Annotated in this window: 16 protein-coding genes; 6 read left to right on the forward strand and 10 right to left on the reverse strand. The window is 58.8% G+C overall.

All coding sequences use genetic code 11. From position 1 onward, the window contains the following. Positions 1-57 precede the first annotated feature (57 nt). Positions 58-891, reverse strand: a complete 834-nt coding sequence (locus tag GHN92_RS15325; protein ID WP_130872530.1) for a helix-turn-helix domain-containing protein — start codon at positions 889-891, stop codon at positions 58-60. A gap of 286 nt (positions 892-1177) precedes the next feature. Beyond that, positions 1178-2623 (reverse strand): DUF6538 domain-containing protein, encoded by a 1446-nt coding sequence (locus tag GHN92_RS15330; protein WP_130872531.1) that lies wholly within the window; start codon positions 2621-2623, stop codon positions 1178-1180. 276 nt (positions 2624-2899) lie between these two features. Between GHN92_RS15330 and GHN92_RS15335 the strand changes: the two genes are divergently transcribed. After that, positions 2900-3745 carry a MoxR family ATPase gene (locus GHN92_RS15335; RefSeq protein ID WP_095002682.1) on the forward strand — a complete coding sequence of 282 codons (846 nt, stop codon included), beginning with the start codon at positions 2900-2902 and terminating at the stop codon, positions 3743-3745. A 20-nt stretch (positions 3746-3765) separates the two neighbouring features. Further along, positions 3766-4944 carry a VWA domain-containing protein gene (locus GHN92_RS15340; protein WP_095002683.1) on the forward strand — a complete coding sequence of 393 codons (1179 nt, stop codon included), beginning with the start codon at positions 3766-3768 and terminating at the stop codon, positions 4942-4944. 109 nt (positions 4945-5053) lie between these two features. Here GHN92_RS15340 and GHN92_RS15345 read toward each other — a convergent pair whose 3' ends face one another. The 6 genes from GHN92_RS15345 to GHN92_RS15370 form a co-directional block, all read right to left on the reverse strand. Continuing rightward, positions 5054-5974 carry a biotin-dependent carboxyltransferase family protein gene (locus GHN92_RS15345; RefSeq protein ID WP_133143762.1) on the reverse strand — a complete coding sequence of 307 codons (921 nt, stop codon included), beginning with the start codon at positions 5972-5974 and terminating at the stop codon, positions 5054-5056. Beyond that, positions 5971-6675, reverse strand: coding sequence for an allophanate hydrolase subunit 1 (locus tag GHN92_RS15350; RefSeq protein ID WP_095002685.1), 705 nt, complete (start codon positions 6673-6675; stop codon positions 5971-5973). The genes GHN92_RS15345 and GHN92_RS15350 overlap by 4 nt, the downstream gene beginning before the upstream one ends. After that, on the reverse strand, positions 6672-7424 hold the full coding sequence (locus GHN92_RS15355) for a 5-oxoprolinase subunit PxpA (RefSeq protein ID WP_095002686.1): 753 nt from the start codon (positions 7422-7424) through the stop codon (positions 6672-6674). The genes GHN92_RS15350 and GHN92_RS15355 overlap by 4 nt, the downstream gene beginning before the upstream one ends. A 148-nt stretch (positions 7425-7572) precedes the next feature. Then, complete coding sequence (locus GHN92_RS15360; protein ID WP_095002687.1) at positions 7573-8106, reverse strand: DUF2937 family protein; 534 nt, start codon at positions 8104-8106, stop codon at positions 7573-7575. Positions 8107-8118: 12 nt separating this feature from the next. Then, entirely contained in the window at positions 8119-8895 is a 777-nt protein-coding gene (locus GHN92_RS15365; RefSeq protein ID WP_095024129.1) for a class II glutamine amidotransferase, read from the reverse strand. Positions 8896-8931: 36 nt separating this feature from the next. After that, entirely contained in the window at positions 8932-9426 is a 495-nt protein-coding gene (locus tag GHN92_RS15370; RefSeq protein ID WP_095025671.1) for an MFS transporter, read from the reverse strand. 101 nt (positions 9427-9527) lie between these two features. Between GHN92_RS15370 and GHN92_RS15375 the strand changes: the two genes are divergently transcribed. Beyond that, complete coding sequence (locus GHN92_RS15375) at positions 9528-11573, forward strand: S9 family peptidase (protein ID WP_095018946.1); 2046 nt, start codon at positions 9528-9530, stop codon at positions 11571-11573. A 131-nt stretch (positions 11574-11704) separates the two neighbouring features. Here the strand turns inward: GHN92_RS15375 and GHN92_RS15380 are convergent, their stop codons facing one another. Further along, the gene (locus GHN92_RS15380) at positions 11705-11998 is read right to left on the reverse strand and encodes a hypothetical protein (RefSeq protein ID WP_095018947.1); all 294 of its coding nucleotides are present in this window, start codon (positions 11996-11998) and stop codon (positions 11705-11707) included. 82 nt (positions 11999-12080) lie between these two features. Here GHN92_RS15380 and GHN92_RS15385 point away from each other — a divergent pair, with 82 nt between their 5' ends. The 3 genes from GHN92_RS15385 to GHN92_RS15395 all read left to right on the forward strand — a co-directional run bounded on the left by GHN92_RS15385 (position 12081) and on the right by GHN92_RS15395 (position 13860). Then, positions 12081-12767, forward strand: a complete 687-nt coding sequence (locus GHN92_RS15385) for a spermidine synthase (RefSeq protein ID WP_095002691.1) — start codon at positions 12081-12083, stop codon at positions 12765-12767. A 52-nt stretch (positions 12768-12819) separates the two neighbouring features. Then, entirely contained in the window at positions 12820-13194 is a 375-nt protein-coding gene (locus GHN92_RS15390) for a YajD family HNH nuclease (RefSeq protein WP_016781673.1), read from the forward strand. A 195-nt stretch (positions 13195-13389) separates the two neighbouring features. Further along, a complete protein-coding gene (locus GHN92_RS15395; RefSeq protein ID WP_016781674.1) occupies positions 13390-13860 on the forward strand; it encodes an RNA methyltransferase in 471 nt (156 codons plus the stop codon). 1 nt (position 13861) lies between these two features. Here the strand turns inward: GHN92_RS15395 and GHN92_RS15400 are convergent, their stop codons facing one another. Beyond that, on the reverse strand, positions 13862-14911 hold the full coding sequence (locus GHN92_RS15400; RefSeq protein ID WP_095002692.1) for an AI-2E family transporter: 1050 nt from the start codon (positions 14909-14911) through the stop codon (positions 13862-13864). Between the last annotated feature and the right edge of the window lie 33 nt (positions 14912-14944).

Raw genomic sequence — 14944 nt, forward strand, 5'->3', positions numbered from 1 at the left:
TATGCTTTTATCTTAGGGATTTGGTCGGATTCAGGCGTGACAAGCGTGACAGATGAGTCACGCTTTCGAGTGGCGATGCAGGTGCTGCCGCACGGTTGCGTACTTCTGCCCAAGGCGACGTGCAATCTCACCGGCATTCAATCCGTCCGCTTTCAGACATACCGCCTCTGCCTTCCAGTCTAGTCCGGCTTCTGCGACATCCATACGAACTTCGTGCTGCGCCAACTGCGCTTTCAGAGCCGCAATCTCAGACTCCATACGAGCCTGCGCCTGCTCGACTGCGCTGAGTCGCTGCCGGTCTTTCGTATGCTCCGCCAAGCTGTACAACGCGGCTACGGTTCCGGCCAGACTTCCGCTCACAGCGCCGCGTTCCTTTCTACGCGACAACACACCCTGTTCCCGCATGGCAACGCGAGCCGGGTGTTGCTCTTGCTGGTCCCATGCTTTCGTGGTGTGCAGGCTACGCTTGCTCGCGAGTTTGTTCGCGGTCTTTGCTGGGACGCCAGCATCTCGAAGCATTGCGCTTGCGCTGGGCTTGTTCCCATCGGCCATGCACGCATCGTGGGCGGTCTTCATAACGTGGTGAACCTCAGCCATCGTGGCATATCGTGGTGTGAAGCCAGCAGCCTTGAGCACGGCTGAGCGTCTCGCGGCAGCCTCCCGGTCAATCTGGGCGAACTCTGCGCCGACTGATCGGCCCTTGAGGTTCCACCCGTCGAGATTACCGTGCTTATTGAAGTACGCAATCCCGGTCTGGAGGTACGGCCCAATTGCGTTCCCGGTGACGTGAGGTAGTTCAGCCTTAATACGGCGATTGATCCTGATTTGTGCTTCGGTTTGTGTCATTAGCGGGAACATCGGCTCCAAGTCTCTTACATCTAAATCTGTCAATTCGTCGCCTCCTATGTTGTCGTTTTCCTCACGTGGTATTCGGGGAGAGCCGCATCATCGTGCTGTCACCCTTGCTCTGTACTAGAAGAGTTAGCTATTGCTAGGTAGCTCAGAGAGGTAGTTATGCTTCCTTCCTCCTCGGAGTGTCCCGCTATTGCTAACTTCCCCTTCCCATAGAGGTACTAGGCAAACGACAACTCCCCTACAAGCCACGTCCTATAAGGCTCTAAGCGATTCGACACATAGTGGGGATTCCGACGGCTTCGCAGTGCGTTTCTTAGCTGATTTAGATCCGCTCTGGCTTTGGATCTGGGATCAATTCCCGAACCTTTGCCAGCAGCTCACGCGGCCTATCCAACGGCTGGCTACCACCATAAATACTTGTGGCTTTCGATCCGGCTGGGGTGTGCCCGAGGATGCCGCCAACCTCGTCTGTAGTCGCGCCCACGGCACGCAGCAGGTCGGCCAGTGTGTGGCGTTGACTGTACAACGACAGGCCTTCTTCACCGCCAAGCAAGCGGCGGAACACACCTGAGGCGTTCTGCACCCGACGCCGAACCCGTCTGTCACGCTCTACCGGGGTAGCGTCAGCAGCGAGGCCCAAACCTTTCAGGACTTCTCGAAACAAGGGTGCATCATCGGCGTGCACAGGTAGATCACGACGACTCGCCGCGTTCTTCCCGCCATTCAGAGCAGCTTTAAACACCAGCTCACGGTTGCCCAGAATATCCACCCGGTAACCTAGTGCCTCTGGCCCCTCTTGAAGCAGCTCACCGGGGCGTAAACCATATCGAGCCAGCAGGACCACCGTCGCGTGGTGCACCGGGACCTGCCGTTTCACCTCAGCGTGGATACTGAGCATTCGCTCTAAAGAAATACTGGACCGCTGATTTACATTCATCCCGCCACCTGATCGGACAGCCCTTGCAACGGCACCGGTCCGGGGCAAAGAAATACCCTCCCAGCCCGGAACTCTGCGCAGCACAGTAATCAACCCCGCAGCGTCACCGTGCACAGACGTAGCTTTACCGCCCGCCTCCAGCCGCTCAGCGCAGTACTTCATCACTCGCTCAAGTTGATCCGCTTGAGTGCTAGGCCACGCCAAGACACGGCGTGTGAGGCTTTTCAACTTGGCCACCCGGCTAGGCCCTACGCCTTCGTAATAATCATCGAGCACCGCTTGGAACACCACCTCGGTGACGGTGCCCGCAGCACCAGAAGTAGCGGTTGGAACGGCCCTTTCAGCAGGTTCTAGCGGTGTTGAATCAAACCGAGGGGGATTGCCAGCTAAGGTGTCATCGAGCGCTTTACGCATCGCCAGAGCCGTTACAGGGTGAATATCTAGACCCGGCAGTACCGTGCCATTGGCGAGCGCTTCAAGGTTTGCCCTACGCCATTTAAGTTCTGACTGCCAACCGGACGACTGCATACGCTCGGTGATGTTTACCGTAAAGGCACGAACCACGGCGTTCAGGTTATTCAGCACCTCAGCGGCGGTTTCTGCTTGAGTTGTTTCGGTAATCGGCAGTGCTGGATCAGTTGGTGCCGCCAATGCTTCAGCACAGATTCGGTCAAACTCAACGGATACAAAGTGCGACAGCCTCAGAGCTTCGCCCCGGTCGGCAGTCCCCAGAGCTTTCCGGTACTCGACGCGCCCAATTATCTGGGCAACTTCTGCGGGGAATCGGCGGCGGTAGCTGTAACGACCGTCGCGACGGGTGAGATAAGACATGATTTCTCCGTGGCACGTGTCGCAAGCGCAGGCCGGTGACTTGTGGCGCATCCAAGCGCTGAATTCTGGGGTATGTGGCACAGTCCCGAATCGCTGGAGTCTTTATAGTACAAGGGTCTCAGGCGACTCGACAGTTCGGCAGTGTACCAACCGGTCAGGGACTGAATGGCGCGTCTGCGTTCACGTCAGGCGGGCAGCGCGTTATAGTCGGACATACTTTTCAGTTCTCCCGCCCTGCCCCTTGCAGGACCCGGGTCATGGTTTGAGGAATTGCAGATGAAGTTTGAAGGCACACACGCCTATGTGGCCACCGACGACCTGAAACTGGCGGTCAACGCGGCCATTACCCTGGAGCGGCCGCTGCTGGTCAAGGGCGAGCCCGGCACCGGTAAAACCATGCTTGCCGAGCAACTGGCTGAATCCTTTGGCTGCAAGCTGATCACCTGGCATATCAAGTCAACCACCAAGGCCCACCAGGGCCTCTATGAGTACGACGCAGTCAGTCGCCTGCGTGACTCGCAACTGGGTGTCGACAAGGTTCACGATGTGCGCAACTACCTTAAAAAGGGCAAGTTGTGGGAAGCCTTCGAGGCCGAAGAACGCGTCATCCTGCTGATCGACGAGATCGACAAGGCAGACATCGAGTTCCCCAATGACCTGCTGCAAGAACTCGACAAGATGGAGTTCTACGTTTACGAGACGGACGAGACGATCAAGGCCAAGGTGCGCCCGATCATCATCATTACCTCCAATAACGAAAAAGAACTGCCGGACGCCTTCCTGCGCCGCTGCTTCTTCCACTACATCAGTTTCCCGGACCGCACCACGCTGCAGAAAATCGTCGACGTGCACTTCCCCAACATCAAGAAAGAGCTGGTCAGCGAAGCGCTTGATGTGTTTTTCGATGTGCGCAAGGTCCCGGGCTTAAAGAAAAAACCTTCCACCTCCGAGCTGGTCGACTGGCTCAAGTTGCTGATGGCCGACAATATCGGCGAAGCGGTATTGCGCGAACGTGATCCGACCAAAGCCATTCCGCCACTGGCCGGTGCCCTGGTGAAAAACGAGCAGGATGTGCAATTGCTTGAGCGCCTGGCGTTTATGAGCCGCCGCCCCAATCGCTGATTTCCGAGAAGGCGAAAAGCATGCTGCTTAATCTGTTCAATGAAATGCGTGCGGCCAAGGTGCCGGTTTCAGTGCGTGAGCTGCTGGACCTGATCAACGCCCTGAAAAACCGGGTGACCTTCGCCGATATGGACGAGTTCTATTATCTGGCCCGTACGATCCTGGTGAAGGACGAGCGCCATTTCGACAAGTTCGACCGCGCATTTGGCGCCTATTTCAATGGTCTGCAAAACCTCAATGAACACCTGGAGGCACTGATCCCCGAAGACTGGCTGCGCAAGGAGTTCGAACGCTCGCTGAGCGACGAAGATCGCGCCCAGCTGCAGTCACTGGGCGGGCTGGACAAGCTGATCGAGGCGTTCAAGCAGCGTCTGGAAGAGCAAAAGGAACGCCATGCCGGCGGCAACAAATGGATCGGCACCGGTGGCACCAGTCCGTTCGGCTCGGGCGGTTATCACCCCGAAGGCATCCGCGTGGGCGATGCTGGCGCACGTCAGGGCAAGGCGGCCAAGGTCTGGGAACAGCGCGAGTACAAGAACCTAGATGATCAGGTCGAGCTGGGCACGCGCAATATCAAGGTCGCGCTGCGTCGGCTACGTAAATTCGCCCGCCAGGGCGCAGCGGATGAGCTGGATATCGATGGCACCATCGACCACACCGCTCGCGATGCCGGGTTGCTGAATATTCAGATGCGCCCGGAGCGGCGCAACAATATCAAACTGCTGTTGCTGTTCGATATCGGCGGTTCGATGGACGCCCATATCAAAATTTGTGAAGAGCTGTTTTCCGCGTGCAGAACCGAGTTCAAACATCTGGAGTACTACTACTTTCACAACTTTATCTATGAATCGGTGTGGAAGAACAACCAGCGTCGTCAGGTTGAGCGCATCTCGACCCAGGACCTGCTGAACAAATATGGCGCAGATTACAAAGTGATCTTTATCGGTGACGCGACGATGGGGCCCTATGAGATCACCCATGCCGGAGGCAGTGTCGAGCACTGGAATGAAGAGCCGGGCTACAAGTGGATGCAGCGTTTTATGGAGAAATACAAAAAGCTGGTGTGGATTAACCCGTATCCCAAGGACACATGGCATTACACGGCTTCGATCGGGATCGTACGTGATCTGATCGAAGACCGCATGTATCCGCTCACCCTTGAAGGGCTGGAAGAAGGGATGCGGTTTTTGGCCAAATAATTCAGCGCGGTGAGTGTGGCAGCGGGCTTGCTCGCGATTGTTCGACGCGGTGTTCCTGCTTTACCGCGCCGCCTGAATCGCGAGCAAGCCCGCTCCCACATAAATGGCGCTAAGCCACAAACCGCCGCATAAACACCACATGATGGCGTTGCGCCGCCTCCTGCGTTGTTGGACGCATATGCACGCCCTCCCCCGGCAAGCACTGGGCCAGTCGCGCCAGCGCCAAAGGCGTCAAGGCGCCAAGTCGCGGGTAACCGCCAATGGTCTGGCGGTCATTGAGCAGCACGATCGGCTGGCCGTCCGGCGGCACTTGAATGGCACCCAGCGGTATCCCTTCCGAGATCATCGGTGCGCCCTGATACACCAACGCAGGCCCCAGCAAACGGATGCCCATGCGATCGGCGCGAGTGTCCAGCGTCCAGGCGCTGTTGAAAGCATCGAAGGTACTTTGCCCGCTGAAAGCACCCATTTGCGCGCCCATTACCACGTCCAGCGCCGGATTGGCGCTGAATACCGGTTGCAGTTCGCATGGCAACTCTCGCAATTGCCCGGCATGCCCGGCGTACGTCAATTCATCACCTGCCACCAGCCCGCGACCAAAACCATCCGGCCCGCCGAGCTGCTCACGGGCGACAGTCGCGCAACTGCCCAGCACTTGCGGCGCAACAAAGCCCGCGGGCGCTGCCAGATAAGCCCGGGCACCGCTCAGCGGCCGGGTAAATACAAGGGTCTGGCCTTGCTTCAGGACAAAACTGCGCCAGGGCTTGAGCGGCTGCCCGTCAATGGTGGCCGCCAGGTCCGCGCCCGCCAATGCCAGAGTGCAATCGGCCTTGGCAACAAGGGTCAGGCCGCCCAGGGTGATTTCAATCACCGCTGCATCCGGCGAATTGCCCAGCAGCCAGTTGGCCCAGGCCATCGACAGCCAGTCTGCGGCGCCGCCCTGGGTTACGCCCAAATGCCGCACGCCAAAACGCCCCGCGTCTTGCAGCAGGCACAATGGAGTGCTGGCCTGAATCAATAAGTGGCTCATGCCAAGGCCTCCTGAGGCGTGTCGTCACCGCCCAGGCGGATAAATTCAGCATGGGACACGGGTGCAAACTGCACCCTGTCACCGGGTTGCATCAGGCTGTAGCCATCACGTTCACGATCAAACAGTGCGCTCGGCGTACGCCCGACCAGGTTCCAGCCCCCCGGGGATTGCGCCGGGTAGGCTGCCGTCTGTCGCTCGGCAATGCCCACGCTGCCACTGGCCACACGCTTGCGCGGGGTGTTCAGGCGTGGCGCGGCCAGAGCCTCTTCAACCAGCCCCATAAAGGCAAAACCTGGAGCAAAACCCAGGGCAAACACCTGGTATTCGTGCTCACTGTGCCGGCGAATCACTTCGCTTACCGAGCAGCCGGCGCGCTGGGCCAGCAACGTCAGTTCCGGGCCCACGCTCACGTCGTACCACACGGGCAGCACATGACACTGGCCAAGGTTGCGGGTTTCCGGGCGCAGGTCGGTCAAGGCCTGGGCGATCAATTCACGGGCCTGGGCCGGGGTCAGCGCCAGCCCGTCGTAATGCACCATCATTGTGGTGTAGGACGGCACCAGATCGATCAGATGCACCGCAAAGCAGGTGCGGATCCGCTCGCTGGCAGCCAGTATCCAGGGCATGTTGCTTTCGGCAATTTCATCAAACAGGCGCAGCATCAGGCAATCGATGGCGACCACTTCGATACGCGGCTTCATGCCCGCGCCTGCTGCTCAAGGGCTTCGCGAATACGCTGCACAGCAGCAATCGAGCTAATGTTGTCGCCATGCACACACAGGGTATCAGCGTGCAAATGCAGGGCACTGCCGTCACTGGCAACCAGGGCCTTGCCCGCTGCAATGGTCAGGGCCTGCTGCACGATGACATCCGCATCGTGGTGGACTGCCCCCGGTAGTTGTCGCGAGACCAGCCGCCCGGCATTGTCGTAGGCGCGGTCGGCAAAGGCTTCAAACCACAGTGTTACCCCAAACTCGTCGCCGATTGCCTGGGCGGCGCTGTTGTCGCGCGTGGCCATCAGCATTAGCGGCAAGCTGGAATCGTAAGCGGCCACAGCCTGAACCACTGCCCGCAGCTGTACCGGGTTGGCCATCATGTCGTTGTACATCGCGCCGTGGGGTTTGACATAGCTGACCTGCACACCCTGTGCGCGGCAAATACCGTCCAGTGCACCGATCTGATAATGCAGCAGATCCTGCACTTCCTGCGCCGAATAGCTCATGGATCGGCGCCCAAAGCCCGCCAGATCCTGATACGCCGGATGAGCACCGATCTTCACATTATGCGCCACAGCCAGGGCCACGGTTTTGCGCATGATGCCCGGGTCGCCGGCATGAAAGCCGCAGGCAATGTTGGCGCAATCGATAAACGGCATGACTTCGGCATCCAGGCCCATGGTCCAGCTGCCAAAACTCTCACCAATGTCACAATTCAATAACAGGCGGCTCACGATGATGCTCCTGTGGTCTTTTTATAGATTAGGTAGGAGCATTTTTCGACAGGCGCGGGCCATTCGTCCAACTAATAAAAGCCGGGCTCGGGCATAAGAAAAATTTGATTGCTTAACATTTCTTGTGAAAGGGGATATTCCCCCGGGGTCAGTAGCTGCGCTCGCGGCGGGCAATGCGCTCACGCTGGCGTTTGCCGCCGAGCACGACCCAGTCCACCAGCCGCAGGAAACCTTCGATAATGAAGGAGAACAGCAAGGCACCCGCCATCGCCCAACCAATGGCGCTCGGCGACAACAACACCTGGTAGGTGTAGGCGTTCAGGGTTTCTTCGCGAATGGCCGGATCAGCCGCATAGGCCACTTGCAGGGCGCGCATGTACCACGGGCCCTGCATGGCCTGGAACTGCTCATCAAGCAGGCGTTGACGGTTGAGCAAGGTGCCGAGGCTGCCGGCATCACTGCGAAAAACCGGGTCATCGCTGGCCTGGTAATGGGCCACCAGCGCTTGCAGGTCACCCTTGAAAAACTGGTTGGCGGTGTTCTGGAACCCCGCCAACCCGGTCTGGGCCTCGATCAGATGAGCTTCAACACGGTTGGCGTAATCATTGATAAACCCCGGCACTTGCACACCGATCAGCAGGCCAAGGGTAAACAATACCAACCGCAGGTAGCTCAGGAACATACACACCCATCCTTATTCGGTTATGCCCTGGCTGACGCATTCACCGCGTCGCCACAGACTCCATTGGCCCGGTTCGTAGCGTGTCCAGGTTTCGTTTTCAGTCAGTGGCTCGGTGGCAATCACGGTGACTACATCGTTGGGCGTGGTCTCTGCCTGAAAATCGACGATAACATCGACATCTTTCAGGCGCGCCGGGCCAAACGGGGCTCGCCGGGTAATTTGCGCCAGCTTGGTCGAGCAATAGCAGAAAAGCCAGTCGCCATCACTGAGCAGGCAATTGAACACACCTTTGTTGCGAAACCCGGCGCAGGCCTCGACCAGCACCGGCAGGATGCGTTCGACGTCGACCGGCTCCGGGAAGGCTTCACGGACCCGGTTGAGCAGGTCACAGAACGCCGCTTCACTGTCGGTATCACCAATAGGGCGGTAAAAACTCGTACTCGGAGAAAAGTCGGCCAACTGGCCATTGTGCGCAAAACACCAGTTGCGCCCCCACAGCTCGCGAACAAACGGGTGGGTATTGGACAGGCACACCTTGCCCACGTTGGCCTGGCGGATATGGCCAATCACCACTTCGCTTTTGATCGGGTAACGCTGCACCAGCAGGGCGACTTCGGAGTCGCAACTGGCGGCAGGGTCCTGGAACAGGCGCAGGCCACGACCTTCGTAGAAGGCAATGCCCCAGCCATCACGATGCGGGCCGGTGCGCCCGCCGCGCTGCATCAGGCCGGTAAAGCTGAACACAATATCAGTCGGGACGTTGGCGCTCATGCCCAATAATTCACACACGCTCGCACTCTCGCATTCAGGCTGGACGAAACAAAATTACAACCGCGGCTCGACCCGGGATGGGCCCGATGCACGCGGCGCACTCTTTGACGCATAACGATCATCACCAGCCGAACCGAAAGGCTGGTCGTCTTCAGGATCGGCCTGGCGAGCTTTGGCGGCCGCTGCAGCTTGCGCCTTGCGGGCCTTGCCGGCGCGCTCGATCGGCCAGCGGATCAGCACAAATATAGCGTAAACGCACAGTGCAATTATGGCGTACATCAGCAGGTCAGAGACCGCGCGCCAGGCGTTGTCGCCCACTTTAAAGGCCAGATCCAGAGCAGCAATCGCCACTGCAGGGGCAAATTTTTCCTTGACCGGGTCAATGATGGTCGGGCTGAACAGCAACACGGCCATTAATACCCGCAACGGTTCGCGCAACCAGCGCCACATAAAGCGGGTCATGCGGCACCATACGAGCAGGCAGCCCAAAGCAGCAAAGGCGTAAAGGCCCCAGGCGATCAGATAGTCGTTCTCGGTCATGGTATCCATGGTCGGCAGGCAATGAGAGGCTATGATAACGGCTTTTAGGCAGTGCGGCTGCAACGCCGTCAGCGTCACTTATTTTTCATGCAGATTTCAGAGCACACTCAATGACCCAATCAGCCTCCCCAATCAGCGCTCCTATCGCACATAAGATCGAGGGTTCAGACCCTTACTCGTGGCTGCAAAACCGCGACAGTGACGAGGTTTTGGACTACCTGAAAGCCGAAAACAGTTATCAGGAGGCGCAGTTGGCCGACCAGGCTGAATTGCGGGAGACGCTGTTTCAAGAGATCAAGGGACGGATTCGCGAGACTGATCTGTCGCTGCCCTCCCCCTGGGGCCCGTATCTGTATTACACGCGCACCAACGCCGGCGATGAATACGCCCGCCACTACCGTTGCCCGCGCCCGGCCGATGACAGCCAGCAGGTGGACGAGAACGCCGAACATTTATTGCTGGACCCCAATGCATTGGCCGATGGTGGCTTTATTTCTCTGGGGGCGTTCAGTATCAGCCCCGATCACCAGCGCCTGGCCTACAGCCTGGACACCAGCGGCGAAGAAACCTACCGCCTGTTTGTAAAAGAGCTGGGCAGCGGTACGGTCACCGAGCTGCCGTTTGAAGACTGCGATGGCAGCATGACTTGGGCGAATGACAGCCAGACCCTGTTTTTCGCCGGGCTGGACGACACCCATCGTCCGCACAAGTTGTTTCGCCACACCCTCGGCGAAACAGCTGCCCATGAAGTATTCCATGAAGCGGACGGGAGGTTTTTCCTGCACTGCTACCGCTCTAGCTCTGAACAGCAACTGATTTTGTTGCTTAACAGTAAAACCACCAGCGAAACCTGGGTGCTGGACGCCAACCTGCCGCGCCAGCCCTTCAGCTGTCTGGCACTACGGGTTGAAAACCACGACTACAGCGTCGATCACGGCCTGTTTGAAGGCCAGTGGGCGTGGTTTATCCGCACCAATCAGGACGGCATCAACTTTGCCCTGTATTACGCCTTCGGCGAGGTGCCGTCACGCAATGACTGGCAGCCACTGATTGCCCATAGTGACAGCGTGATGCTGGAAGGCATGACCCTCAACGCCCAAGCCTTGTGCCTGAGCCTGCGCGAGGGTGGCTTGCCCATTATCGAAATCCGCCCCGACGGCCTGACGCCATATCGCGTGCAATTGCCGGACGCGGCCTACAGCCTGTATGTGCAAGACAGCCTGGAATTTGACAGCAAGTACATTCGCCTTCGCTACGAGGCGCTGAATCGCCCGGCACAAGTGCGCCAGTTGACCCTTGCCACAGGCGAGCAAAGCGTTCTCAAGGAAACCCCTGTGCTGGGGCCATTCAACGCCGATGATTACGTCAGCCATCGTTTATGGGCCACCGCCCCCGATGGTACTCAGGTGCCGATCAGCCTGGTGGTCAAACGCGATGTGCTGGGCAAACCTGTGCCGCTCTACCTGTATGGCTACGGGGCCTATGGCGAATGCCTTGACCCGTGGTTTTCCCATGCCCGTCTAAGCCTGCTTGATCGTGGCGTGGCCTTTGCCATTGCCCATGTGCGTGGCGGCGGCGAGTTGGGCGAGGCCTGGTATCGCGCGGGCAAGCAGGAACACAAACACAACACCTTCACCGACTTTATCGCCTGCGCCGAACACCTGATCGACCAAGGGCTGACCCGCAGCGAACAACTGGTCATCAGTGGCGGCAGCGCCGGTGGCCTGTTGATCGGTGCCGTACTCAATCAGCGCCCGGAACTGTTCAAGGCAGCGATTGCCGAAGTGCCGTTTGTGGATGTGCTCAACACCATGCTCGACCCGGAACTGCCGCTGACCGTCACCGAATACGACGAATGGGGCAACCCGCAAGACCCCGAGGTCTATGAACGGATCAAGGCTTACGCGCCCTATGAAAACGTTACCGCGCAGGCTTACCCGGCAATGCTGGTGATTGCCGGGTACAACGACAGTCGCGTGCAGTACTGGGAAGCGGCCAAATGGGTGGCCAAGCTGCGCGCCAGCAAGACCGACAACAACCTGCTGTTGCTCAAGACTGAACTGGAGGCGGGCCATGGCGGCATGAGCGGGCGTTATCAGGGCTTGCGCGACGTGGCGCTGGAATATGCATTTGTGTTCAAGGTGCTGGGGATTTGACTGCCCCGCCGATCACACCCCTCTTCAACCGTTAGAGATACTGTAACCGTGGGAGCGAGCCTGCTCGCGAAGATCGTTCCCGAGCAGGCTCGCTCCCGCAAAGGCAAAGCATCAGCTCGGTGGATGCACGGTCAATCCTGCGAGCTTTTGCCCTTCGGGTCTTTAAGCTCCAGCCCCGGCAGTGGCTGATCCTTGGGCGGCTGCGGCAGGTCGATCGGTGGCAGCGGTATCAGGCTGCCACTACCGGCCACAGGCTTGGGCACGGCGCGCGGGGTGATTTGCGGGTACGGGGTTGGCGTGGCGGTGCCCGGCGAACCCGGCGCGGCTGTCACGGGGGTAATCGGTACTGTGGTCAATTCCGCTGCCTGGGCCGCACTTATCAAGAGCGCGCACCCTGCAATGGCCGTTAGAATAGTGCGTTTCATCAATCACTCCGTTGCCAGACCGGCTTGTCTGCCCTCAGGCTACTCGTAACCTGCGGTTTTTGCCCCCCTCAATGAGATTTCCATGAAACGTTTTGTTTTGCTCGACACCACTCCGATCCCCGAAAACGGCGGCGCCTTGTGCCTGTTCGAGTATGGCGAAGACTTCGTGATCAAGATTCAGGGTGGTGATGGCGGCCAGCTGATGAACACCCGCATGCACGGCTCCGAAGACGCACTGGCCGAAATACCTTGCCGCAAAGTCGCAGGGCGCCAGCAATCGCGGGTACTGATCGGCGGGCTGGGCATGGGCTTTACCCTGGCTTCAGCACTCAAACATCTGGGTAAAACGGCTGAAGTGGTGGTTGCCGAGCTGGTGCCCGGCGTTGTGGAATGGAACCGCGGCCCGCTTGGCGAAAAATCGGGCAACCCGTTGCAAGACCCACGCACCGTGATTCGCATGGAAGACGTGGCCAAGGTGCTGCAAGCCGAACCCAACGGTTTTGACGCAATCATGCTCGACGTCGACAACGGCCCCGAAGGCCTGACCCAAAAAGCCAATAGCTGGCTGTATTCGGCCGGCGGCCTGAGTGCCTGCGCCAAGGCCTTGCGCCCCAAAGGCATACTGGCGGTATGGTCTGCCAGTGCCGACAAACAATTTTCGGACAAACTGCGCAAAGCCGGTTTCAAGGCTGAGGAAGTCCAGGTGTTTGCCCACGGCAACAAGGGCACCCGACACACCATCTGGATTGCAGAAAAAATCAAAGGCTGATCAACAGCTAAACTTAACGACATAACCGTCATTAGTCTTACAAGGTGAACCCATGAGTTCGGCGAATCCACCCTCCCACACCGCCAAGCTGGACCGTATCCTGGCCGATGCCCAGCGTGACCGCGAAATGGGCTATCGCGACAAGGCCCTGAAAATGTACCCCCACGTGTGCGGCCGTTGCGCCCGTGAATTTGCCGGCAAGCGCCTGAGCGAGCTGACTGTTCACCACCGCGACCACAACCACGACAACAACCCGCAGGACGGCTCCAACTGGGAGCTGCTGTGCCTGTATTGCCATGATAACGAGCACTCGCGCTACACCGACCAGCAGTACTTTTCGGACAGCTCCACCAGCAGCCCGAAAATCGCCAAGGCCACCCACAACCCATTCGCAGCACTGGCCGGGCTGATGAAAAAAGACGAGTAGCCTGTTTTCGTTGCAACTGCCGAAACTGCGTCCGATTGCGCAGCGATCGTAAAACCAGAGCCCGCGACTTCACGGGTAGACCGCAAGGCTCGGGCTTTACGACGACTCCGTCGCCGGACGCAGCCTGCGGCAGCTGCTACGGAGTTTGGGACAACACAGGTATACTCGCGTCTTTTTTCGCAAGGGCTCGGGCACGTGGCAAACAAACGGTACAGCTGCATTGGTTTGTATAACCCCAAATCACCGGAAAACGTCGGCTCGGTGATGCGTGCGGCTGGTTGCTACAACGTGGCGTCGGTGTTTTATACCGGCAAGCGCTATGAACGCGCCCGCGACTTCATCACCGATACCAAGAAAGTCCATCAGGACATCCCGCTGATCGGTATCGATGACCTGAAAAAAATCATCCCCCTGGGCTGTATTCCCGTCGCCGTAGAAATGGTCGAGGGCGCGCGCCCATTGCCCGAGTACACCCACCCGGATCGGGCGATTTATATCTTTGGCCCGGAAGACGGATCCCTCGGCAAGGATGTGCTGGAATGGTGTGAGGACGTGATTTACATCCCCACCACCGGCTGCATGAACCTGGCTGCAACAGTCAACGTGGTGCTCTACGACCGCTTGGCCAAGGGCAACAATACCCGTTCCGGGCCCAAGTTCGGCTAGGTCAGACCTTGCCTCTGTTCTGCTGGCTGGCACTCCAGTCCACCAGCAGGCTGTAGGCGATGGCGAGCAAGGTGGGGCCGATGAACAGGCCGATAAAGCCGAAAGCTATCAAGCCGCCAAACACGCCTAGCAGCACGATCACCAGTGGCAGGTTGCCGCCCCGACTGATCAGATAAGGCTTGAGCACGTTATCGACACCGCTGATGATCAGCGTGCCCCAGATGCCGAGAAAGATCGCCATCCCGTAGTCACCCTTCCAGACCAGCCAGGCCGTGGCAGGCACCCAGATCAGCGGCGGCCCCATCGGAATCAGGCTGAGCAGGAACGTAGCCAGCCCAAGCACCAGCGCCCCCGGCACGCCGGCAATCAAGAAGCCGATCAATGCCAGCAATGCCTGCGCCGCTGCGGTGCCGATCACACCGTTGACCACGCGCTGCACGGTACCGGCCACCAGCTCCTGATAATAATCCGCGCGCTCACCAATCAGGCGCTCCAGCAGCCCGTGGACAAAACTCGCCAGACGCGGCCCGTCACGATAGAAAAAAAACACAAAAACAATGCTCAGTGTCAGTTCAAGAATACCGCTGCCGATCTGTGCACTGCGCGCCAGCAACCAGTTACCGACCTGCCCCAGGTAAGGCTTGATGGCCACCAGCATTGCCGCACCCTGCTCGTCGATGGTGTTCCAGATGCCCACCAGACGCTCCCCCACCAGCGGCAGACCGGCCAGCCAGGCCGGCGCTTCAGGCAAACCTTCAAGCTGCACATCCTTGACGAAGGTGGTGGCATCGCGAACATGATCTGCCAGGTTCAACCCCAGCCACACCAGAGGCCCGGCCACCAACAGCATCCAGCCCAGGGTAAGGATGCCGGCAGCGAGCGACTCGCGCCCACCGAGCAAGCGTGTCAGCAGGCGCATCAGGGGCCAGCTGGCAAATGCCAGTACCGCGCCCCAGAACAAGGCCGACCAGAAAGGGGCCATCACCCACAGGCTGGCACCGAACAACACCAGGAGCAGAATCTGCACCAGCAGGCGATCGTTATTGAGCATGTGTGTTCCACAGAAAATTCAGAAATCAAAGAA

The organism is Pseudomonas sp. FSL R10-2964 (assembly GCF_009600035.1).
In the GTDB taxonomy this organism is placed as follows: Bacteria; Pseudomonadota; Gammaproteobacteria; order Pseudomonadales; family Pseudomonadaceae; genus Aquipseudomonas; species Aquipseudomonas bubulae.

Coding starts and splice junctions, on each gene's coding strand:
- GHN92_RS15330 (WP_130872531.1), bottom strand. CDS start 2,623: ATGTCTTATCTCACCCGTCGCGACGGTCGTTACAGCTACCGCCGCCGA.
- GHN92_RS15335 (WP_095002682.1), top strand. CDS start 2,900: ATGAAGTTTGAAGGCACACACGCCTATGTGGCCACCGACGACCTGAAA.
- GHN92_RS15340 (WP_095002683.1), top strand. CDS start 3,766: ATGCTGCTTAATCTGTTCAATGAAATGCGTGCGGCCAAGGTGCCGGTT.
- GHN92_RS15345 (WP_133143762.1), bottom strand. CDS start 5,974: ATGAGCCACTTATTGATTCAGGCCAGCACTCCATTGTGCCTGCTGCAA.
- GHN92_RS15350 (WP_095002685.1), bottom strand. CDS start 6,675: ATGAAGCCGCGTATCGAAGTGGTCGCCATCGATTGCCTGATGCTGCGC.
- GHN92_RS15360 (WP_095002687.1), bottom strand. CDS start 8,106: ATGTTCCTGAGCTACCTGCGGTTGGTATTGTTTACCCTTGGCCTGCTG.
- GHN92_RS15370 (WP_095025671.1), bottom strand. CDS start 9,426: ATGGATACCATGACCGAGAACGACTATCTGATCGCCTGGGGCCTTTAC.
- GHN92_RS15375 (WP_095018946.1), top strand. CDS start 9,528: ATGACCCAATCAGCCTCCCCAATCAGCGCTCCTATCGCACATAAGATC.
- GHN92_RS15380 (WP_095018947.1), bottom strand. CDS start 11,998: ATGAAACGCACTATTCTAACGGCCATTGCAGGGTGCGCGCTCTTGATA.
- GHN92_RS15385 (WP_095002691.1), top strand. CDS start 12,081: ATGAAACGTTTTGTTTTGCTCGACACCACTCCGATCCCCGAAAACGGC.
- GHN92_RS15390 (WP_016781673.1), top strand. CDS start 12,820: ATGAGTTCGGCGAATCCACCCTCCCACACCGCCAAGCTGGACCGTATC.
- GHN92_RS15400 (WP_095002692.1), bottom strand. CDS start 14,911: ATGCTCAATAACGATCGCCTGCTGGTGCAGATTCTGCTCCTGGTGTTG.